Genomic DNA, 21,923 nt, shown 5'->3' on the forward strand with positions numbered 1-21,923 from the left:
TAGGGTGATCATCGGTCTGGGCTCCGACCTGTGCAACATCGAGCGGATCCAGGCGTCGCTCGACCGATTCGGCGAGCGATTCGAAAAACGCGTCTTCACCGATATCGAGCGTGCCAAGGCGGGACGCAGGCCCTTCACCAAGGCGGGCACGCTCGCCAAGCGCTTCGCCGCCAAGGAGGCTTTCTCCAAGGCGGTGGGCACCGGTTTCAAGGCCGGCGTTTTCATGAAGGATATCGGCGTGATCAATGCGGCGAGCGGGGCGCCGACGCTTGCGCTCACCGGCGGGGCGAAGGCGAGGCTTGACGCGCTGACGCCGCCGGGCCACGCCATGACCGTGCACCTGACGCTGACCGACGACCACCCATGGGCCCAGGCCTTCGTGATCCTGGAAGCCATTCCCGCCAAGGACGCAGACATTTGACCGAGATCGCCGAAAACGAGGTCTCAGAAAAAGAGATCTCAGACAAAGAGGTCGCCGGGAAAGGCAAGAGCGGCGGCACCGACTGGTGGGCCGAGGTCCGCGCGATCTTCTGGCTGATCCTGGCTGTGCTCGGATTCCACAGTTTCATCGCCAAGCCATTCTACATCCCGTCCGAATCGATGATGCCGGGCCTGCTGACCGGCGACCGGCTGGTCGTGTCCAAATATCCCTATGGCTGGTCCTATGTATCGCCCAGCTTTCATGTGATGCCGCCTGTGGAAGGACGGCTGCTTGGCCGGATGCCGCAGCGCGGCGATGTCGTGATCGCCAGCCCGCCGGGCAAGCGCGAGGATTATATCAAGCGCGTCATCGGGATCGGCGGCGACAAGATCGAGGTGCGCAACGGCATCGTGCTGCTCAACGATCAGCCGCTGCGCCGGGTGTCGCTGGGCACGACGCGGATACCGGTCGACGTCAATGCGCCGTGCAGCCCCGACGATTATCCGATGGCGCGCCGACCCGGCCCCGACGGCAAGCTTTATTGCGAGCTGCCCGCTTTCCGCGAATATCTGCCCGACGGGCGCAACTATGTCGTGCTCGACACCGGCTGGTCGCCGGGCGACGATTTCGAACCGGTCGCGATTCCCAAGGATCATGTCTTCCTGATGGGCGACAATCGCGATCATTCGGCGGACAGCCGCTTCCCCGTCGAGGGCAAGGGGCTGGGTGGCCCCGTGCCGTGGGAGAATGTCGGCGGTCGCGCCGAGTTCATCACCTTCTCGCTCGACGGTTCGGCCAATTGGTGGAATCCGATCAGCTGGTTCACCGCGATGCGCGGCGGCCGGGCCTGGACCGGGCTTCATCCTGACAAGGATTGATCGCCAATGACCGGGGAACGCACGAAGACCGTGAAAGCCCCGGGACCGAGCGAGGTCCGTGACCCCGAGACCCGCCGGGAGATCAGCCGCGCCTTCATCTGGCTGAGCATGGCGAGCGCCTTTGCGCTGGTCGTCATCCTCATCCAGCCACTGCTGCTGATCCTGGGCGGGATCATCTTCGCGATCATCCTGGACGGCGGTGCACGACTGCTCGGGCGGGTGCTGCCGATCGGACGCGGCTGGCGGATCGCCATCCTTATGATCGCTGCCACCGCCTTTCTGTTCGGCACGCTCTACATGACCGGCGTCGAGCTTGCGCAGCAGGCGGGCCAGTTGCGCAGCACTGTCGAAGTGCAGGGCGACCGGCTTCTGCAATGGGCCGAACAGATGGGCATCATGCCCGGTGCCGAGGACATGAAGAGTCTGGCGCGCGAGGCCGTGGGGTCGATCGGACGCGTCACCGGTTTTGTCAGCACCGCATTCGGCGCGCTCACCAGCCTGTTCATGATCGTGGTGATCGGCCTGTTCCTGGCGATGGAGCCGCGCGTCTACGACCGTGGCTTCCAGTGGCTGCTGCCGGCCGACAAGCGCAACGATGCGCGCATCACGCTCGAACGGATCGGCCAGACCATGCGCCGGCTGATGTTCGGGCGGATCATCGGCATGGTGGCCGAAGGGATATTGACCTGGATCGCGCTGGTGATCGGCGGCGTGCCGATGGCGCTGATCCTGGGCATCCTGACGGGCATGCTCGCCTTCATCCCCAATATCGGCGCGTTCGTCAGCGGCGTGCTGATGGTCGCGGTCGGTTTCAGTTCGGGCGTCGAGACCGGGCTATGGGCGATCGGGACCTATTTCGTCGTGCAGACCTTTGACGGCTATGTGCTGATCCCGATGGTCGCCAAGCGCACGGTGGACATGCCGCCCGCACTGACATTGGGCACGCAGATCATCTTCGGCACCTTGTTCGGCATCTATGGGCTGGCGCTGGCCGATCCGATCGTCGCGATGATTCGCGTGGCGCTGGAGCGTCGGGCCGAGCAGATCCCGGCCGGTGCCTCCGCTGCGGGGCAAAGGATCGCACGGCGGGGCGGGGGATAACCCGGCCCCCTCAATCTGTCGCTCCAGCCCTTCGGCTTTGCTCAGGATAAACCTCGCCTTCAGCGTAAAGCCCGATAATTCCGGGGAGTGCACGGGTCGGCCGGGTGTCGAGACAGGATTTGCAGCCCGTGTCCCGGCACAGTCGCAGATCCGCACATACTGAGGAACCGTTGAGCGAAGTCGAAACGGCATCTCGAAGGACGTGACCGCATGGTGCGTCCTTCGAGACAAGCTTCGCTACGCTGCTGCGCAGCTACTCAGTCTTTCCTCAGGATGGGCGGGCTCGGGAGAGCGCCAGAGATGAAGCCGCGCCTCACCGCATCGCTTTGGCATCTGCCTCCTCAAAATCCCGGACACCAGTGAGTTTTCACTGGGGTGACATGTGAGATGGGATGATTCGCGCTCGACCTACAGAGGTTGGCAAAAGAAAACGCCCGGAAGCAGGTCCGGGCGTTTTCTTTTCGAATTCTCGATAGGGGGCAGGGGTTATTGCGCGCCGGGCGGCATCCCACCTGGGGGCATACCCTGTTGCGAAGGCAATGCGCCCTGCTGGCGGAGTCGTTCCATCTCGGCCTGGATCTCGGCGACCGACTTATAGTCGAGCAGGTCGACATCGAAGACGAGCAGCGAATTGGCCGGAATCACTTCGGCGGGCGAGCGTTCGCCATAACCGAGCGCGGGCGGAATCCAGAGCTTGTACTTGCCGCCGCGCTTCATGAGCTTCAGTCCCTCGGAGAAGCCGGGGACGACCCCGGCAACCGGGAAACTCGCCTGGGGATTCTCGTCGAAGACGGTCCCGTCACGTAGCGTGCCCTTGTAACCGACGAGCACCGCGTCCGAATCGGTCGGGCTACCGCCCGTGCCCTCCTGAACGACCTGATATTGCAGGCCGGATGCGGTGGTGACCACGCCCGGCTGCTTGGCGTTCCACGCCAGGAATTGCTCCGGCGTCGCGGCATTCGCCAGCTGGGGCGATGACGTGCCGTACCAGGCGGCGCCAGCCGCTGCGGCCACGGCCAAGCCGACGCCGACCCACAAGGTGAGGAGCGTGCCCTTTTTGACGGGACGAAGCGGAACGGCGGTCACCGACATACGCAGAACTTCCCCGAAAGGGCCTTAACGGACGCCGTCGCGCTCCATGCGCTTGCGCTCGAGCTTGCGTGCGCGGCGAATCGCGGCAGCGCGCTCACGTGCACGCTTCTCCGAGGGCTTCTCGTAGTGACGACGCAGCTTCATCTCGCGGTAGACGCCTTCGCGCTGCAGCTTCTTCTTGAGCGCGCGCAGCGCCTGGTCGACGTTATTGTCGCGAACGAGGATTTGCATAAGGCCGTCTGTCTCCAATCCGTCGAACGACTCGCGCGATGTGCGGGTCGCAAAAGCAATAATCAGGGGTCGCCGCGAACCGAGTCCGCAGCGCATCGCGCGGCCCCTAACAGTGCAGTCTCCGATTTTCAAGCCGGAAGCGGCATTTCGCCGCGTCTATTTGCCCGTTCGGTGCGCGATGCGATATGGATCGGACAGAGAATGATGTCGACCGAGGAGAGAGGTTATGGCCACCGCGATCAGGCGCAACGCGCAATGGAGCGATTCGGAATGGCAGGCAAGGCAGCAACTCGCCGCCTGTTACCGGGTGTTCGACATGCTCGGCTGGTCCGAGATGATCTACAACCACATCACCGTGAAGCTGCCCGATGAAGAGGGCGCTTTCCTGATCAACCCGTTCGGGCTGCATTTCGGCGAAGTGACCGCGTCGAGCCTGGTCAAGATCGATATCGACGGCAACAAGCTGGACGACAATCCCTGGCCCGTGAACCGCGCGGGCTTTGTCCAGCACAGCGTCTTCCATCGCAACCTGCCCGACGCCCATTGCATCATGCACACCCACACCACCGCCGGCATGGCGGTGAGCTCGGTCGAGGGCGGGCTGCGCCCGACCAATTTCTATGCCTGCAATTTCGCCGGGCAGATCGCCTATCACGATTTCGAAGGCGTCACGGTACGCGACGAGGAAGGGCCGCGGCTGATCGAGGCGCTGGGCAACAAGCGCGTCATGCTGCTCAGGAACCACGGCATCCTTGTCATGGGCCGCACGCTTCCCGAAGCGTTCGTCAAGCATTGGGCGCTGCAGCGTGCCTGCGAGATCCAGGTGGCGACCGCGGCGATGGGCACGCCGCTCCTGGTGTCCGACGAGGTGGTCGCCGTCCATCAGCGCGATCTTTACATGGCGCAGGCGCATGCCGAGCCCGGCAAGGCAGATTTCGACGCGATGGTCAGGAAAGTCGACAAGATCGACCCAAGCTGGCGCGACTAAGGACGGGCCGCCTTTCGGGCGATGCCGGGCTACGAACGGCGCCGCGCTGTGCTTCCGGTGCTCACGTACTGAAGTACGCTGCGCGCCGGTTCTCGCGCGGCACCATTCTCGCTCCGGCCTGGCCCGAAATGCGACCCGTCCTGCGGCCCGACTAGCCGAAGCGGTAGCCCGAGACGGCCCAGCCCAGGACGTGATCCTTGAAGTCGCGGGTGGCCGGGGCGTTGCCGCCGGCGCCGAGCGCCACCATCAGCGGCAGCAGATGCTCCTCGCGCGGATGCGCGAAATGGGCGTCGGGCAGCTCGGCCCAGGCGGCGACGCGTGCCGCGCGCGATTGCGGGTCGGGATCGGTGACGGCTGCGGTCAGGGCGTCGTCCCAGATGTCGGCGCGCGCCGTCACATGCGGGCCGCGTTCGCGCAGATTGTGGAAGCTCATGCCCGATCCGACGATCAGCACGCCTTCGTCGCGCAGTGGCGCGAGCGCGCGACCGGCGGCGATATGGGCGGCGGGATCGAGGTCCTGGCGCAGCGAGAGCTGGGCGACCGGGATATCGGCATCGGGCAGGGCGACCATCAGCGGAATGAAGACGCCGTGATCCCAGCCGCGCTCCGCGTCCTCCGCGGTCCCGAATCCGGCCGATTCGAGCAGCCCGGCCGCGCGCCGCGCCAGATCCGGTGCACCGGGTGCATCCCAGCGGAGCTGATAGGTGTGCGGGGGGAAGTTGTAATAGTCGAAATACAGGCCGGGCCGTTCGCCGCTATGGACGGTGAAGGCGTTCTCTTCCCAATGGCCCGAGACCAGCAGGATCGCCCTGGGCCGTTCGGGCAGCGATGCGATCAGGCCCTTGAGATAGGCCTCCATCGGGCGCCACATCGGATCGGGCGCCGCGCCGGGGTTCATGAAGAAGCATGGGCCACCGCCATGCGGGATGAAAAGGGTGGGGAGTGTCATGGCCGGAATATCGCCCCTGCCGGACACGGCATCAATGCTTCGGTCAGGCCGTTATTGGAAAAGCATCGTTTCGTGATCCCGGACCATCTTACCGTCCGTGGCGGGGGCAGTCGTCGGATGATTCCCTCCGGCGTGAATTCGCTTTAGATAGGGAGCATGACCCGCTTCACCGTCAACAACCAGCCCGTGCAATATCGGATGGATCCGCAAACCCCCTTGCTCTGGGCGCTGCGCGACGCATCCAACCTCACCGGCACCAAATATGGCTGCGGGCGGGGCGATTGCGGCGCCTGCACCGTGATCGTCGACGGTGAGGCGGTCAGGAGCTGTACCGTCACCATCGCCCAGCTCGAGGGCAGCTTCGTGACGACGATCGAGGCATTGTCGCGCGACCGCAGCCATCCGGTGCAGCAGGCCTGGGCTGCGGAGAATGTGCCGCAATGCGGCTATTGCCAGTCGGGCATGATCATGGCGGCGGCGGTGCTGCTCGACAAGAATCCCAACCCGACCGATGCCGATATCGATGCGGCGATGACCAATATCTGTCCGTGCGGCACCTATCCGCGCATCCGCCGCGCGATCCGCCATGCCGCGGGAGTGGCAGCCGGGCGCGAACGGATCGCCGCGGCACCCCCGCCCGGCATCGATCCCGAGGATGCCGCGCGCGCGGTCCCCGCGCTTTCGCCGCCGCCAAAGACCGGGAAACGCTGACACGAAAGCTTTCACAGTGCTTTCAACACGGTTCAGCGCGCGCTCATGCATGTTCGGCCATTAAGGCATGGATGGCGGCCAAGGGTGTCGCCGGTGGAGTATCAGTGATGAGGAAATTGATGATCCTGGCGCTGCTTGCCGCGACGGCAGCGACCCCGGCGATGGCACAGCGCGGCGATCGTGGCGATCGTGGTGATCGCGGGGGCCGCGCCGAGCGCAGCCAGGGACAGGACCAGGGTTCCGCCCCGCGTGCTGATCGAGGCCAGTATCGCGCCGAGCGTGCGCAACAATATCGCGCCGAACGCGCGCAGGGCCAGGTGCGTGCGGAGCGTTTCCAGCGTCCGGTGGCTCCGGTCGCGCCGATACAGGCGCAACCGCAGTTCAGTGGGCAGCGCCAGGGCTTTCGCCAGGAACGGCGTGACGACCGTCAGGACTTCCGGCGCGAGCGCCGCGACGACCAGCGCGGTTTCCGCGTCGAGCGTCAGGGCGACCGCCAGGATCTGCGCAACGGCGTGGTGACCCGGGATCAGTTCCGTGGCGATCGCCAAGGCGACCGCCGCGACTATCGCGCCGACCGCCGCGACGATCGTCAGGATTTCCGTCGCGATCGTCAGGGCGACCGTCGCGACTGGCGGGACAACAACGGCGATCGCCGCGACTGGCGCGGCGACAATAACGACCGGCGGGACTGGCGTGACAACAACGACCGTCGCGACTGGCGCAATGGCAGCAATGACCGGCGCTGGGATCGTGGCGACGACCGTCGCTGGGACCGCTCGGACAATCGCCGCTGGGATCGCAACTGGCGCAACGACAATCGCTACAACTGGCAGCACTACCGGCAGTCCAACCGCAATGCCTATCGGGCGGGCCGTTATTATGCGCCGCGCGGATGGGGTTATGGCTATCGCCGCTTCTCGATCGGCGTCACGCTGAACTCGCTGCTGTTCGGTTCGAGCTACTGGCTCGACGATCCCTGGGCGTACCGTCTGCCGCCGGCCTATGGTCCGTATCGCTGGGTTCGTTATTATGACGACGTCATCCTGGTCGACGTTCGCACCGGCTATGTCGTCGACGTGATCCACGACTTCTTCTGGTAAGCCCGCAAGGGCTAGGGCGAAGGGCGTCCCGCATCTCGCGGGGCGCACTTTTTCTTGCTCGGTGCGTATTTCTAGCCAGGCTCCAGCATGTTCTATGACGCCGGCCGAGCCGTCGATACCGGTACGACGGGGGCGTCGCCGACGACTCCCGTTTTTTGCAGATAGGCGGCCATCCGCGTGCGAAGCGATGGGACGTAGAAATAGCGAGCAAGCACCGCATCCACGGCATTGCCGGGTTTGCGCGCCATCTGGCTGGCCTTTGCCCAATGCGCACGTGCCGCGGTGATATTGCCGCGCGCCGCCTGGGCGAAGGCCTGGATCACTTCATACTGACCGGACATGCCGGCACCCGGCGGCCTGATGGTATCGGCAACGTGCAGCGCATCGTCGGTGTCTCCCCGTTCGACCAGCGCCAGGATCAATGCCGCTCCGTAGAAGGCGGGAACGTCCGGATCCTCGGCGATCGCGCGCTGGAGCAGAGGCACACCGCCGGCATCGTCGCAGGCGACCAGCACATAGCCGACCAGGCCGGCGAGTTCCGGGTTATAGGGATTGAGCGCGACCGCGCGCTGGCCCAGGTCGCGGCCGCGCGCGCACTGGCCGTTCATGATCGCCACGCGGACATCGGCGATCTGTGCCTCGGCGCTCTTGGAATTCGCGGCCACCGCGCGCCGCGCATAATCGGCAGCACGCGCGAGGCCGTTGGCGCCGCCGCCGCCGATCGAGGGATCCAGGCTCATAAAGGCGGCTGCCGCGAGCGCGGTCGGATCCATCGGCTCGCGCGCCACCGTTTCGCGCACGCAATCACGAACGCGCATGCGCACCGCCGGATCGCGGTACCGGAAATAGCCCTCATAATCGAGCATGCAGGCATAGCCGGGTTCGCCTACCGGCTGGAGCAGTCCGCGCTGATGCGTGGCGATCACGCCGAATGGCGCGATCAGCGCGATGATGGCGGGACGCATTCTTTCGGTGAGCGTCGATCGCTGCGGCGGTTCCGACGCTCGTCCCGGCACCGTTGCCTGAGGCGAAACATCGATCACGTCGGACCAGAGCTGGTCGCCCGACTGGACGTCGAGCAATGTCAGCACGATCTGGCGTCCGCCGAACGCGCCGCTGGTGTCCGCGCGGCCGAGCAGACGATAGACCGGGCGGTCGACATCGGGTGCGTCGCGACTGCTGGTGGGATCGCTTTCACGTACGCGGATCAGCCACGATCGATGCAGTGCGTCCTCCAGTAGCGTCCGTCCGGCGGCGGCGAGCATCCGCGCATCCGGTCCGCCATTCGCGGTGATCTCACCCAGTTCGAGCACCGGCGCCTGCGATACCAGACGCAGCGGCGCGCGCAGATCGTTCGCGCTGCGCACGATCCAGACCAATGTGACGAAAGCGAACAGCAGCACCGATCCGATGGCGACGAGGCGCCAGGGAAAGGGTGGCCGCGACTGAGGCGGCGGAGACGATCGGCGGAGACCTTCGGAAAGCAGGGTCTTGGTCGAGGGGTTCTCGCCCTGATCCCAGGCCGGTGTCCGCCAATTGGCGGCGGGCGTGTCGGGCTGGACGAAATGGACGCGATAGGAGCCTTGCTTGACGTGGAGGCGGATGCCGTCCTCGGGCGAGCCGCCGGCATAATAGGCGTCGAGCATTTTGCGCAGCCGGCCGACCTGGACACGGGGATAGCTGTCGGATTGGGAATCGAAATCCGGATCGCGGCCCAGGCCCTCGACGGCGACTGTATAGGCCTTCAACTCCTCGCCGCCGCCGGCAAGCGTGATCCTGACGAGGAAGCCGAGCAGCTGGCGCATGACGGGGGCACGCTCGAACTCGGGCGTACGGAAGATCGCTTCGAGCTCGGCCATAATCCGGTCCGGCTCGGGCTTCCCATCCCGGGGCGTTTCGTCAGCGGCCATCCGCTTCCTTTCCACCGTCCCTCGGCCCAGAACGCCGTGTAACGGTAAAATCATAAGCTGCTCGCATGTTACATCCCCCGCCATAGCATGCGATAATCGCCAGGCCGAACACCAATCTCCTGATGCCGATCAAGTGGAGCGGCCAGGAACTGTTCTGAAAGCCAAGCTCGCACAGGCATCATTTCGGAATCGTAACCTTTTAGGCGATTGGCCAAATTACTGGACGTAACGGTCTCATCACGCTGTTATCACGCCCCGTGGAGCCTCGGAAGTAACGGAATGGTAAAGATAATCCTTAACAAAACCTTGCCATCCACTTCCCGTCATCGGCATCGAACGACTCCGCGTAACGGTATGAGACGGTCTGAAACTCCCGTGACTGTGTGAGAACGGTCATATCGCTTGCGGATCAGATGTTCTGAACCGCCGTTCGGCAACTGTTGGGTTTCAACGGGCGCGGTACCGGTGTCCGTTAGCGGCCGGGAATGGTGGCACGAAATCTGATCCGGCTCTGGGGCCGAACTGATGACTGTGACGGTTTCAATCGTTGCTCTCACGGATCGCGCCGCCGAGCCGATGTGTACGGATAATGCCTGACACCAAGCGCCTAGTCCCCACCGGGCGCGCTCAGGCGGCAGATGTGCGCATCTTCGAGCCGGCGGCGGCGATCCCCACAACGTCGCCGCCGGCTCACTTCCTCCCCAGCCATCGACGACAAATATTCGGACGGTTCAGTCCGGGAAGCGCTGGAGCGCGGCCAGTGCCGCGCGCGTGGCGCGTGTGCCGTTGCGAGCGGCGTAATGGCGCTCGGAGACGCAGCGTGCGGCAATGGTGGGATAGCCGATATCGGTCGATCCGCTGAGAATCGGCACAATGGCGCGTTCGCATTGCGCGCGAGTCTCATAGCGATAGCTGGACAGGCGAACCTCGGTGCAGGCGCCGCCGCCATCGGCACACCCCAATATCGCCATCACATAGGTCAGCGCTTCCACAGGGCCGCTCCTTCACCGGGAACAACCGTCGATAGGCGACGGAGTTCCCGCATTGGCGGATGGCCGGCGGGAACCATGATAGCGCATCGCTTTGTGCGGAAAACCGGTGGCCACTTTTCCGCGCGATGCTTTAGATAGGGGCGATGCCGCCCATCGACACCGATCCGACAGACCTCCCGCCCAAGGGGTTCGCGCCGCTCCGGCGCTTCCTGCCCTATCTATGGCCAGTCGACGATCCGGCGCTCCGCGTCCGTGTCGTGATCTCGCTCGTGCTGGTGCTGGTCGCCAAGGGCATGACGCTGATCATGCCCTTTGCCTACAAGGCGGCGATCGACCGGATGGCGCCTGGGCTGGAGCCGGCGGTGACGCTCGCGATCGCGCTGGTCGTCGCTTATGCGGGCGCCCGCTTCGCGGGGGTGTTGTTCGACAATATCCGCAACGCGATCTTCGAGCGTGTCGGGCAGGATGCCACGCGACGGCTTGCGGCGCATGTCTTCGAGCATCTCCACGGCCTGTCGCTGCGCTTCCATCTGGAGCGGCGGACCGGCGCGGTCACCAAGGTGGTCGAACGTGGCACCAAGAGCATCGACGTGATGCTCTATTTCCTGCTGTTCAACATCGCGCCGACGCTGATCGAGCTCGGCGCGGTCGCGATCATCTTTCAGGTCAAGTTCGGCTTCGGGCTGGTCGCGGCGACCTTTGCCATGGTCATCGCCTATATCTGGTTCACGCGCGCGGTGACCGACTGGCGCGCCAAGCTGCGCCAGCAGATGAACGATCTCGACACCGGTGCGGTCGCGCGCGCGGTGGATTCGCTGCTCAATTACGAGACCGTCAAATATTTCAACGCCGAGCGGCGCGAGGCCGACCGCTATGGCCGCGCGGTCAAGGCCTATGCCGATGCCGCGGTGAAGAATGAATCGTCGCTGGCGATGCTCAATGTCGGCCAGTCGCTGATCACCAATCTGATGATGGCCGGCGCGATGGGCTATACCGTCTGGGGCTGGAGCACCGGTCTTTTCACCACGGGCGACGTGGTGCTGGTCAACACGCTGCTTGCGCAGCTCTTCCGGCCGCTCGACATGCTCGGCATGGTCTATCGCACGGTGCGGCAGGGGCTGATCGACATGGAAGCGATGTTCAGCCTGGTCGACACGCGCGCCGAGGTGACCGACCGGCCCGGTGCGCCGCCGCTGGTGGTGACGTCCGGACGGCTGACCTTCGAGAATGTCTCCTTCGCCTATGATGCCGAACGGCCCATCCTGAAGGGCGTGGATTTCGATATTCCGGCGGGCGGCACGCTTGCGGTCGTCGGGCCGTCGGGTGCGGGGAAGTCGACGCTCGCGCGGCTGATCTTCCGCTTCTACGATGCGACGGGTGGACGCATCCTGATCGACGGACAGGATATCGCGGCCGTGACGCAGACGTCGCTGCGCGCCGCGATCGGCATCGTTCCCCAGGATACGGTGCTGTTCAACGACACGATCGGCTACAATATCGGCTATGGTCGCGAGGGGGCGGGGCAAGCGGAGATCGAGGCCGCGGCGCAGGGAGCCGCGATCCACGGCTTCATCGAAAGCCTGCCCGACGGTTATGATGCGAAGGTCGGCGAACGCGGGCTCAAACTGTCCGGCGGCGAGAAGCAGCGCGTGGCGATCGCGCGCACGCTGCTCAAGGATCCGCCGATCCTGATCCTCGACGAAGCGACCAGCGCGCTCGACAGCCGCACCGAAGCGGAGATCCAGACGACGCTGAACACGGTCGCGGCGCGGCGCACGACGATCGTGATCGCGCACCGGCTGTCGACGGTGGTCGATGCCGACGAGATCGTCGTGCTCGAGGCGGGCCGCATCGCCGAGCGCGGCACGCATCGCAGCCTGCTCCGGAAGAACGGTCTTTATGCCGAGATGTGGGCGCGGCAGCAGGCCGAGGAGGAGATGGAGGAGGCGTGAGGTGGTGGCCATGTCATTGCGAGGAGCGTAGCGACAAAGCATCCAGAAGGGCGCGCATCCCTGGATTGCCGCGCTTCGCTCGCAATGACGCCGTGAGCGCGTGACCGAACAAGTTCAGCATGACGAATCCAGCGCGCCCAGTTAGGGGAAGGCCATGCAATCCCCCGAGGCGATCCTCCGCACCACTTTCGGCTTTCCAGATTTTCGCGGCGTCCAGCGCGATGTCGTCGATCGTGTGATGGCCGGCCGGCGCACGCTGGCGGTCATGCCGACCGGCGCGGGCAAGTCGCTTTGCTATCAGCTTCCCGCCGTCGCGCTGGAGGGCACGTGCATCGTTCTGTCCCCCTTGATTGCGCTGATGCACGATCAGCTGCGCGCCGCGACCGCGGTCGGGATCAGGGCGGCGACGCTCACATCCGCCGACGACAATCGCGCCGAGACGCTGGCGCGTTTCCGTGCCGGCGAACTCGATCTGCTCTACGCCGCCCCCGAGCGCGCGACGGGCGAAGGGTTCCGCAACCTGCTGCGCGACGCAAAGGTCGCGCTGTTCGCGATCGACGAAGCGCATTGCGTTTCCGAATGGGGGCATGATTTCCGGCCGGACTATCGGCTGCTGCGCCCGCTGCTCGACGAATTCCCCGAGGTTCCGCGGCTGGCGCTGACCGCGACGGCGGACGCGCATACCCGCGAGGACATTCTCGTCCAGCTCGGCATCCCGCATGAGGGGCTGATCGTCGCGGGATTCGACCGGCCCAATATCCGCTATCACATCTCCCCCCGGCAGGGCACGACGCAGCAGCTCGCCGATCTCGTCGCCGAACAGCCCGGCCCCGGCATCATCTATGCGCAGACCCGCGCCGCCACCGAGAAGCTCGCCGCCACCCTGTCCGCCAAGGGGCGCGAGGTGCGCGCCTATCATGCCGGGCTCGATCCCGCGGCGCGCGCGAAGAACCAGCATGACTTCGTCGCCAGCGAGGACATGGTGATGGTCGCGACGATCGCGTTCGGCATGGGCATCGACAAGCCCGATGTCCGGTTCGTCGCGCATGCCGGCCTGCCCAAGTCGATCGAGGCCTATTATCAGGAGACCGGCCGCGCCGGTCGCGACGGCGAACCGTCGATCGCGCATCTGTTCTGGGGTGCCGAGGATTTCGTCCGCGCGCGCCAGCGCATCGGCGAGGTCGAGCCGCAGCGCCAGCCGGGCGAACGTGCGCGGCTGAGCGCACTCGGCGCGCTCGTCGAAACCGGCGGATGCCGCCGTCGTATCCTGCTCAAGCATTTCGGTGAGAATCCGCCCGAGACCTGCGGCAATTGCGACAATTGCCTCAATCCCCCGGCCGCGATCGATGCGACCGAGATGGCGCGCAAATTCCTCTCGGCGGTCTATCGCACCGGCCAGAGCTTCGGCGTCGGCCATATCGAATCGGTGCTGCTCGGCCAGTCGACCGACAAGGTGCTCCAGCGCGGCCATAACGCATTGTCGGTCTTCGGCATCGTCGAGGGTGAAGAGGCGCTGCTGATCAAGCCCGTCGCCCGCGCGCTGCAGCTGCGCGATGCGCTGCGGACGTCGGAACATGGCGGGCTCGAATTCGGGCCGGAAGCACGCGCGATCCTCAAGGGCGAGCAGGCGCTGGACCTCGTCCTGCCGCCCCGGCGCGAGCGTCGCGGCAAGCGTGGCAGCTCGCCCAATCCGATCGGCGATCCGCTGTTCGAAGCGCTGCGCGCCAAGCGCCGCGACCTCGCACAGGAAGCCGATGTGCCGCCCTATGTGATCTTCCATGATTCGACGTTGCGCGAGATGGCGTCGATCCGACCGATCAACCTGGCCGCGCTCGGCCGGATCTCGGGCATCGGCGCGCGCAAGCTCGAAGCTTATGGAGAAGCGTTTCTGGAAACGATCCTGGAATTCGAGGGGCGGTAGTCCGCCCGGACGCGCCTAACCTCGGCGTCCGACCCACTCACGTCACCCCAGCGAAAGCTGGGGTCTCCCACCGGATATGGCGCGATCTGGTTGGGAGATGCCAGCCTTCGCTGGCATGACGTGTGCTGGATTGAGAATTGAGGGCAGTTAAGCCCTTACTTCGCCTTCTTGGCGGCTTCGGCCGCCTCGATCGCTTCGACGACGATCCGGCGGGCTTCGGTGGCGTCGCCCCAGCTGCCGATCCGCACCCATTTCTTGGGTTCGAGATCCTTATAGTGGGTGAAGAAATGCTCGATCTGCTGCATGACGATCGCGGGCAGATGCTCTTTCTCGTCGACATTCTCGTAATAGGGGAAGGTGCCGTCGACCGGCACGGTCAGCAGCTTCTCGTCGCCGCCGGCCTCGTCCTCGAGCTTGAGCACCGCGATCGGGCGGACGCGGACGACGCAACCGGGAATGAAGGGCGATCGTGCCACGACCAGCGCGTCGAGCGGATCGCCGTCGGGCGACAGGGTATGGGGCACGAAGCCGTAATTCGCCGGATAGCGCATCGGCGTGTGAAGGATGCGGTCGACGAACAGCGCGCCCGACTTCTTGTCGAACTCGTACTTCACCGGCTCCCCGCCGACGGGGACTTCGATGATCACGTTCAGGCTTTCCGGCGGATTGTCGCCCACCGGGATCAGGTCGATATTCATGCTATTCCGTTTCAGGATCGTGGTGACAGAAGCTTGTCCAGGCTGCCCTCTCCGGCGCCGATTTTTTCGAAGCGCGGATAGCGCAGCCCGCCACGATAGTCGATGGCCACGTCGCGATAGCGATCGCCCGATTTCACGAGCAGCCGGACCGGCGCCTTGCCGTCCTTCGCATCGGTGATCGCGGTCCGGATGCCGTCGCCCGAATAGGCGCGGTTGTTGACGGCGACGATCTCGTCATCGACCGTCATCCCCTTGTCGAACGCCGGCGAGTCCCAGACGACCTGGCTGATCTTGCCGCCCTTTCCGACCGTCAGGCCGAGCGAATAGACGAGGTCGACCGATTCGCCCGTCCGCTCCGCATCCTTGATCGCGCCCGTCGGCGTCTCGCCATAGGTCAGGCGATAGCCGCCCTTGGTGAAGCCGTTCAGCGGCGCGCCCTTGGCGGTCTCGCCCAGACGCTGCGTCAGGAATGCCGACCAGTCATAGGCGACGATGCCGTTGAGTGCCGAGACGACATCGTTGAACTCGTATGTGCTCGTGCCCCAGTCGCCGTCGCGCCCCTGGAAGAAGGCGCGCGCGAAATCGTCGAGGCCGCGAGCGCCCGCGGTCTTCTCGCGGATGATCGCATCGGCTTCGAGCCAGACCAGCATGCCTTCATTGTAATAATCCTCGGACCGCTGCCAGCTCGTCCAGCCCTTGGGGCGGCGCGCGGTGATCACCGGATCGTTGGTGGTGTCGCGCAGGGGGCGCCAGTCGCGCCCGCGGCGGATGTCGAGATTGGCGGCGACGGCGGCGAGCGCATCGAGTGTTTCCTGCTTGGTGAAGAGCCCGGATCGCGCGGCAAGCACATAGCCCCAGAGCTGGGTCTGGCCTTCATAAACCCAGAGCAGGTCGTCGTTCATCGGCGTGTTGAAATTGGGCGTCCAATTGCCCGCCGGCCGGCGGAACTTGCCGTTCCAGCTATGGGTGAATTCGTGCGGCAACAGCCCGCGCCGTCCCGGCCCCTTGTCCCATTCGGTGAAATATTCGGGGTTTACGCCGTTTTCGGACGATCGGTGATGCTCGAGCCCGATACCGCCCATCTGCTTGGTGAGTGCCAGCAGAAATTCGTAACGATCATATTGCTGCGATCCGAACAGCTTGATCGCCTGGTCGACCAGTTTCCTGTGCGCGTCGATCTGCGCCGGGGTGGCGGCGAGGTTCGCCGCGTCATCGGCAACGATATTGAGCCGGACGCGGGGAGCGAGCTGCTCCTGACGGAAATGCCTGCCCGCGAAGACCGGCGAATCGATCAGCGTCTCATAGTCGGTGGTGTCATAGACATAGGTCGATCCCGTCGCGCGCGACGGCAGGCCCGATGCCGCTTTCCAGCCATCGGGATAGGTGACGGTGGCGCGCACCGGGATGCGGCGCGTGAAATAGCCCGCCGGATAGAGCGAGACCATTTCGAACTGCAGGTTCATCATCGCCGGGGTGATCACGATGCGGCCCTGATCGCCCTGGGTGGCGGACACGAAATCGAATGCGATGTCGAGCTGGCGCGTGCCCGCCGGCACGTCGATATGGAAGGCATAGACGTCCAGATTGTCGCGGCGCCAGGCGAGCGTCTTGCCGCCTGCCATGATCCGGAGCCCCGCCAGCTTCTCGATCTCGCCGCGCGGCGCGTGCTTGCCCGGCAGCCATTTGGAGAAGAGCAGGGTCATCGGGCCGGATTTGGTGACCGGAATGACCTGCTTCACCTTCAGGATCGCGCGGTCGACATCGGTCGCGTCGACGTCGAGCGTCATCGTGCCCGGATAGGCGATATCGCGCGGTGCCGGGATCGTGTCGGCGAGCAAGGCGGGCTGGGGCAGCGTGTTCTGGGCAAAAGCGGGCGCTGCGGCGAGGAGCAGCGGAAACATCAGGCAGGATTTCATGGACGGCTTTCGAGGGGAGGGTGAAACCCCCAATTTACCCCTCCATGCACGAAGGTCCAGCCCGTCAGCTGCCGCCCAGCGCGTTGATCGTGAAGGCAAGTATGCCGATATTGAAGATGAAGGCCGCCACGCTCTGCAGCAATGCGACTCGCCGCATATGGCGTGTCGCGATCGTCACGTCGGAGGTCTGGAAGGTCATGCCGAGCGTGAAGCTGAAATAGAAGAAGTCGGGATAGTCGGGTTCCTTCGTGCCCGGAAACTCGAGGCCGCCGCGATCGCCGCCCTTGCCGGGCAGATAATGAAGATGCGCATAGTGGAGCGCGAAGGCGGTATTGGCGAAGGTCCAGGCCAGCACCAGGGTGGTCACGATCAGCGCGATCGCGCCGCCGCCCGGCGTACCGCGCTGGGCGAGCACCGAGGCGATCGTCACGAGGACGACCAGCGCCAATATGACGGTCAGCAGCAGCAGGATGGCGCGATTGGCATCGTTGCGCGCGGCGCTGGCGCGCATCGCATTCGCGTCATAGCCGAGCAGCGAGACGATCGAGGCGAGGAAGATCGCGGCGGCGGCGCTGAACCCCGCCAATATGGCGTGACGCCAGTCCATCCATTGTGCGGCGGCGGCGACGCCGACGATCAGCGCAACGCCGAACAGCAGGAATCGCGGCGGCGCGATCCGGTTGCCGATGCCTTTTGCGTGTCGTTCCGTCATCGTCGAGCACGCTAGCGGTTTCGCCCACTCTTCACTAGAGAGCGCAACCTATGGCTCAGACACCCAATCGCATCCGTGGCACCCAGGACATGCTGGGCGAAACCCAGCGCGCATTCGCGCATGTCGTCGACGCGTTCGATCGTGTGCGGCGGCTTTACGGCTTCCAGCGCGTCGAAACCCCCGTGTTCGAGGCGACCGCGGTCTTCTCTCGCTCGCTGGGCGAGACCACCGATGTCGTATCCAAGGAAATGTACAGCTTCGAGGATCGCGGCGGCGATTCCCTGACCCTGCGTCCCGAATTCACCGCGGGCATCGCGCGCGCCTATCTGACCGAGGGCTGGCAGCAATTCACCCCGCTCAAACTGGCAACCCATGGTCCGCTGTTCCGTTATGAGCGCCCGCAAAAGGGACGTTTCCGGCAATTCCATCAGCTCGATGCCGAGATCATCGGCACCGATCAGCCGACCGCCGATGTCGAACTGCTCGTGCTCGGCCAGCAATTGCTCGACGAACTCGGCATCGCCGACGGGGTGACGCTCAACCTCAATACGCTGGGTGATGCCGAGACGCGGACCGCGTGGCGCGACGCGCTTGTCGCGCACTTCACCGCCAATCGCGACCAGCTCTCCGAGCAGAGCCTCGAGCGGCTGGAGAAGAATCCGCTGCGCATCCTCGACAGCAAGGAAGCGCAGGACCGGCCGATCGCCGATTCCGCGCCGCCGATCGACGATTATCTGTCGGCGGAAGCGGGGGCCTTTTTCGAAAAGGTGACGCGCGGACTCGATGCGGCGAAGGTCGCCTGGACGCGCGACCCGCGTCTCGTGCGCGGGCTCGATTATTATCGCCACACCGCGTTCGAATTCATCACCGACCGGCTGGGCGCGCAAGGCACGGTGCTGGGCGGCGGCCGTTATGACGGACTGATCGGCCAGCTCGGCGGGCCGGAGACGCCCGCTGTCGGCTGGGCGGCCGGGATCGAACGGCTGGCGATGCTGATCGCGCAGCCCGCGCCCGAGGCGCCGGTCGCTGTGCTGGTGCCGCTCGGCGCCGCCGCCGAAGCGCAGGCGATCGCGCTGATCGCCGATCTGCGCCGCGCCGGCATCGCCGCAGATATGGGCTTTTCGGGCAATATGAAGAAGCGGATGACGCGCGCATCGGCGAGCGGCGCGACCTTCGCGGTGATCCTGGGCGATGATGAGGTCGCCAAGGGCGTCGCTTCGGTCAAGCGGCTGGCGACGGGGCAGCAGGACGAAGTCGCGCTCGACGCCATTGTCGGGGCGATCGGCAACGGATGACCCGGATCTCGGCCGAACGCATCGCCGCCATCGAGGCGCGGCGTGACGAATTGCAGGCGATGCTCGCCACCGCGGATCTGCCGCCCGATCGCTTCGTCGCGGCATCCAAGGAATATGCGGAGATCGAACCGGTCGCCGTGGCCGCGGGCGAAGTGCGCCGGCTGCGTGCCGAGATCGTCGTGCTGGGCGAGATGGCGCAGGATCCCGATGGCGACATCCGCCAGATGGCGAGCGAGGAACTGGCCGCCATCAATGCACGCATGCCCGAGGCGGAGCGTGCGCTCGCCATCAGGCTGCTGCCGCGCGACGCCGCCGACGAACGCCCGGCCATGCTCGAGATCCGGGCGGGAACGGGTGGCGACGAGGCAGCGCTGTTCGCGGGCGACCTGTTCCGCATGTACAGCCGCTATGCCGAAAACCGGGGCTGGCGCGTCGAGCTGATCTCGGCGAGCGCGTCGGACATTGGCGGCTACAAGGAAGTCGTTGCGAGCGTGACGGGGCAGGGCGTGTTCGCCCGGCTCAAGTTCGAAAGCGGCGTCCACCGTGTCCAGCGCGTTCCCGTCACCGAATCGGGCGGCCGCATCCATACTTCGGCAGCGACGGTCGCGGTGCTGCCCGAGCCGGAAGAGGTCGATGTCCATATCGAGGACAAGGATCTGCGCATCGACGTGTTCCGCGCTTCGGGATCGGGTGGTCAGCATGTGAACACCACCGATTCTGCGGTGCGCATCACCCACTTGCCCAGCGGCCTCGTCGTCAGCCAGCAGGACGAGAAATCGCAGCACAAGAACAAGGCCAAGGCGATGAAGGTGCTGCGCGCGCGGCTCTACGAGCTGGAGCGCGAGCGCCTGGCCAGCGCACAGGCCGGCGCGCGCAAGTCGATGGTCGGATCGGGTGACCGCTCCGAACGCATCCGCACCTATAATTTCCCGCAGGGGCGAGTGACCGATCACCGGATCAACCTGACCCTGCATCGGCTGCCCGAGATCCTCGAAGGGCAGCTCGACGAGCTGATCTCCACGCTCATCGCCGAGGATCAGGCCGAGCGGCTGGCGAATCTGGATGCCGGAAACAGTTGACGCGGCGCTGCGCGCGGCGGCGACGCGGCTGGCGGATGCAAGCGCGACGCCGCGGCTCGATGCCGAGCTGCTGATGGCGCATATATTGGGCCTTTCGCGCAGCGCATTGCTGATGGGGCGGCGCGACACGCCCGAGCCCAGGGGCTTCGCCGCGCTCGTCGCCCGCCGTGCGGCGGGCGAACCGATCGCCTATCTCACCGGACAGCGGGACTTCTGGACGATCAGCCTGTCGGTCGGTCCCGGCGTGCTGATTCCGCGCCCCGACAGCGAGACGCTGATCGAAGCGGCGGTCGATCATTTCGGATCGCGGGGGCCGGCGCGCATCCTCGATCTCGGCACCGGGCCGGGCACGCTGCTGCTCGCCGCGCTCGATCAATGGCCCCAGGCCACCGGCATCGGGATCGACGCGTCGCCCCACGCACTCGGCATCGCGCGCGACAATGCGGCCCGGCTGGGCATGGGTGCACGGGCGCGCTTCGCGCCGGGGGACTGGGCGCAAGGGATCGACGAGCGGTTCGATCTGGTCCTGTGCAACCCGCCCTATATCGGCACCGGCGAGGCATTGCCGGTCGATGTCGCCGGCCATGAGCCCGCCGAGGCGCTCTATGCCGGGGCTGACGGGCTCGATGCCTATCGCATCGTCGTGCCGCAGATCGTCGGGCTGGTCGCGCCGGGCGGGCTGGCCGCGGTCGAGATCGGCGCGTCGCAGCGAGATGCGGTGTCCGCGCTGTTCGCGGCACAGGACGCCGCCGTCACCTGTCGACGGGATCTGGCTGGTCAGGACCGCGCCATCCTGTTCGCGCGATAATCGCGACCGGTCGATCAGATTACCCCTTGGCCTTGGCCCTTCGGATCGCTAGATAAGGGTCAGGGACGGGCAGATCGACAGCTTATAGCGCTGGATTTGCCGTACCCCTGCCCCCATGGTCATGCTGTCGCTGAGGTCCATATGGATCGCGGCAGAAGGATGGGAAGCGTCTGCTCCAAGAGCGGGCGCCGCACCCGGATGGGGGCTGTGTACGGGAAGACCGGGAGCGTCGTGTTAAGTACGCCAAGAGCGAGGACACCAGTCACTTGATGAACAACCGTCAGCAGTCCGGCCGCCGTCGCGGCCGCGGCGGCCAGCGCCCACAGGGCGGTCCTGGCCGTCCCGAGCAAGGCAATCGCATCGATAATCGTGCGCGCGGCAATGCCAGCCAGCTGCTCGAGAAATACAAGACCCTCGCCCGCGACGCGCAAACGCAGGGCGATCGCGTCATGACCGAATATTATCTCCAGTTCGCGGACCATTATTTCCGCGTGCTGAGCGAGAGCCGGGCGCGCTTCGAGGAAAATCGCCGTCCGCGCGACGAGTATCAGGACGATGAGGACGACGGCGACGAGAACCGCGCCGAAGGCGGCAATGACGCCGATTATGGCGATCAGGATCGTGAGCAGGATCGCAGCGAGCAACGCCGCGAACGCCCGCGCCGTGATGATCGGGAAGTCCGTGAAGTCCGCGAGGCACGTGAGCCCCGTGAAGCACGGGAGCCCCGCGAGGCACGCGAACCGCGTGAGCAGCGCCCGCGTGAGGCGCGTGAACCCCGCGAAGCCAGGGAGCCCCGTGAGCGGCGCCCGCGCCAGGAGCCCGTCCAGGCTCAGCTGGAGATCGACGTCGAGCCCGTCGCGGTGAGCGAGGAACGTGCCGAGCCGCGGCCGGCGCGCGGCCTGCGTCCGCGCCGCAACGGTGCCGCCAATGGTCACCATCGTACTGAAGACGCCGTCGGGATCGAGGCCGATCGCCTGCCGCCCTCCTTCGGCATCCGTGCCGAGGAAAGCGCGCCAGCGCCCGAGATTGCCGAAGCCGAGCCGGAAGCCGCACCGGCGCCCAAGCGCCGCGGCCGGCCACGCAAGGTGGTCGAAGTACCAGCGGAGGGCTGAGCGCTCCGAATCGATTGACTTTGAAGGGCGGCACCGCGAGGCGTCGCCCTTCCTTTT

Annotated in this window: 20 protein-coding genes; 12 read left to right on the top strand and 8 right to left on the bottom strand. The window is 65.6% G+C overall.

From position 1 onward, the window contains the following. Positions 1-4 precede the first annotated feature (4 nt). From acpS to AC3WN8_RS26030, 3 genes are read left to right on the top strand one after another with little or no spacing between them, the layout of a single operon-like run. Entirely contained in the window at positions 5-421 is a 417-nt protein-coding gene (gene acpS, locus AC3WN8_RS26020; protein WP_492672420.1) for a holo-ACP synthase, read from the top strand. Next, positions 418-1,299: a signal peptidase I gene (gene lepB, locus AC3WN8_RS26025; protein ID WP_492672421.1), complete on the top strand. Its 882-nt coding sequence runs from the start codon at positions 418-420 to the stop codon at positions 1,297-1,299. The genes acpS and lepB overlap by 4 nt, the downstream gene beginning before the upstream one ends. A gap of 6 nt (positions 1,300-1,305) precedes the next feature. Continuing rightward, positions 1,306-2,400 carry an AI-2E family transporter gene (locus tag AC3WN8_RS26030; RefSeq protein ID WP_492672422.1) on the top strand — a complete coding sequence of 365 codons (1,095 nt, stop codon included), beginning with the start codon at positions 1,306-1,308 and terminating at the stop codon, positions 2,398-2,400. Positions 2,401-2,886: 486 nt separating this feature from the next. On the opposite strand, the gene AC3WN8_RS26035 is transcribed toward AC3WN8_RS26030, so the two are convergent. Beyond that, positions 2,887-3,492 (bottom strand): FKBP-type peptidyl-prolyl cis-trans isomerase, encoded by a 606-nt coding sequence (locus AC3WN8_RS26035; RefSeq protein ID WP_492672423.1) that lies wholly within the window; start codon positions 3,490-3,492, stop codon positions 2,887-2,889. Between the two features lie 24 nt (positions 3,493-3,516). Then, entirely contained in the window at positions 3,517-3,723 is a 207-nt protein-coding gene (gene rpsU, locus AC3WN8_RS26040; RefSeq protein WP_156680378.1) for a 30S ribosomal protein S21, read from the bottom strand. 226 nt (positions 3,724-3,949) lie between these two features. Between rpsU and AC3WN8_RS26045 the strand changes: the two genes are divergently transcribed. Next, positions 3,950-4,711: a class II aldolase/adducin family protein gene (locus tag AC3WN8_RS26045; RefSeq protein WP_492672424.1), complete on the top strand. Its 762-nt coding sequence runs from the start codon at positions 3,950-3,952 to the stop codon at positions 4,709-4,711. 151 nt (positions 4,712-4,862) lie between these two features. On the opposite strand, the gene AC3WN8_RS26050 is transcribed toward AC3WN8_RS26045, so the two are convergent. Further along, positions 4,863-5,660: a DODA-type extradiol aromatic ring-opening family dioxygenase gene (locus AC3WN8_RS26050; protein ID WP_492672425.1), complete on the bottom strand. Its 798-nt coding sequence runs from the start codon at positions 5,658-5,660 to the stop codon at positions 4,863-4,865. Between the two features lie 156 nt (positions 5,661-5,816). On the opposite strand from AC3WN8_RS26050, the gene AC3WN8_RS26055 reads away from it, so the two are divergent. After that, entirely contained in the window at positions 5,817-6,371 is a 555-nt protein-coding gene (locus tag AC3WN8_RS26055; RefSeq protein WP_492672426.1) for a (2Fe-2S)-binding protein, read from the top strand. 107 nt (positions 6,372-6,478) lie between these two features. Further along, positions 6,479-7,471, top strand: coding sequence for an RcnB family protein (locus AC3WN8_RS26060; protein ID WP_492672427.1), 993 nt, complete (start codon positions 6,479-6,481; stop codon positions 7,469-7,471). 92 nt (positions 7,472-7,563) lie between these two features. On the opposite strand, the gene AC3WN8_RS26065 is transcribed toward AC3WN8_RS26060, so the two are convergent. Both AC3WN8_RS26065 and AC3WN8_RS26070 read right to left on the bottom strand, forming a co-directional pair. Further along, a complete protein-coding gene (locus tag AC3WN8_RS26065; protein ID WP_492672428.1) occupies positions 7,564-9,330 on the bottom strand; it encodes a tetratricopeptide repeat protein in 1,767 nt (588 codons plus the stop codon). A 782-nt stretch (positions 9,331-10,112) separates the two neighbouring features. Then, positions 10,113-10,373: a hypothetical protein gene (locus AC3WN8_RS26070; RefSeq protein ID WP_492672429.1), complete on the bottom strand. Its 261-nt coding sequence runs from the start codon at positions 10,371-10,373 to the stop codon at positions 10,113-10,115. Between the two features lie 143 nt (positions 10,374-10,516). Between AC3WN8_RS26070 and AC3WN8_RS26075 the strand changes: the two genes are divergently transcribed. Both AC3WN8_RS26075 and recQ read left to right on the top strand, forming a co-directional pair. Then, positions 10,517-12,325, top strand: a complete 1,809-nt coding sequence (locus AC3WN8_RS26075) for an ABCB family ABC transporter ATP-binding protein/permease (protein ID WP_492672430.1) — start codon at positions 10,517-10,519, stop codon at positions 12,323-12,325. 154 nt (positions 12,326-12,479) lie between these two features. After that, positions 12,480-14,246, top strand: coding sequence for a DNA helicase RecQ (gene recQ, locus AC3WN8_RS26080; protein ID WP_492672431.1), 1,767 nt, complete (start codon positions 12,480-12,482; stop codon positions 14,244-14,246). Positions 14,247-14,401: 155 nt separating this feature from the next. On the opposite strand, the gene ppa is transcribed toward recQ, so the two are convergent. The 3 genes from ppa to AC3WN8_RS26095 all read right to left on the bottom strand — a co-directional run bounded on the left by ppa (position 14,402) and on the right by AC3WN8_RS26095 (position 17,572). Then, the gene (gene ppa / locus AC3WN8_RS26085; protein ID WP_492672432.1) at positions 14,402-14,944 is read right to left on the bottom strand and encodes an inorganic diphosphatase; all 543 of its coding nucleotides are present in this window, start codon (positions 14,942-14,944) and stop codon (positions 14,402-14,404) included. Between the two features lie 11 nt (positions 14,945-14,955). Beyond that, entirely contained in the window at positions 14,956-16,845 is a 1,890-nt protein-coding gene (locus tag AC3WN8_RS26090; RefSeq protein WP_492672433.1) for a M61 family metallopeptidase, read from the bottom strand. Positions 16,846-16,924: 79 nt separating this feature from the next. Next, positions 16,925-17,572, bottom strand: coding sequence for a DUF1345 domain-containing protein (locus tag AC3WN8_RS26095; RefSeq protein WP_492672434.1), 648 nt, complete (start codon positions 17,570-17,572; stop codon positions 16,925-16,927). 50 nt (positions 17,573-17,622) lie between these two features. Here AC3WN8_RS26095 and hisS point away from each other — a divergent pair, with 50 nt between their 5' ends. The 4 genes from hisS to AC3WN8_RS26115 all read left to right on the top strand — a co-directional run bounded on the left by hisS (position 17,623) and on the right by AC3WN8_RS26115 (position 21,866). Beyond that, positions 17,623-18,867 (top strand): histidine--tRNA ligase, encoded by a 1,245-nt coding sequence (gene hisS, locus AC3WN8_RS26100; RefSeq protein ID WP_492672435.1) that lies wholly within the window; start codon positions 17,623-17,625, stop codon positions 18,865-18,867. Then, a complete protein-coding gene (gene prfA, locus AC3WN8_RS26105) occupies positions 18,864-19,946 on the top strand; it encodes a peptide chain release factor 1 (RefSeq protein ID WP_492672436.1) in 1,083 nt (360 codons plus the stop codon). The genes hisS and prfA overlap by 4 nt, the downstream gene beginning before the upstream one ends. Next, entirely contained in the window at positions 19,930-20,754 is an 825-nt protein-coding gene (prmC, locus tag AC3WN8_RS26110; RefSeq protein ID WP_492672437.1) for a peptide chain release factor N(5)-glutamine methyltransferase, read from the top strand. Before prfA ends, prmC begins: the two co-directional genes overlap by 17 nt. 269 nt (positions 20,755-21,023) lie before the next feature. Beyond that, positions 21,024-21,866: a DUF4167 domain-containing protein gene (locus AC3WN8_RS26115; protein ID WP_492672438.1), complete on the top strand. Its 843-nt coding sequence runs from the start codon at positions 21,024-21,026 to the stop codon at positions 21,864-21,866. Positions 21,867-21,923: the final 57 nt, after the last annotated feature.

It is taken from the genome of Sphingobium sp. FW305-3-2-15-F-TSA7, from assembly GCF_058787155.1.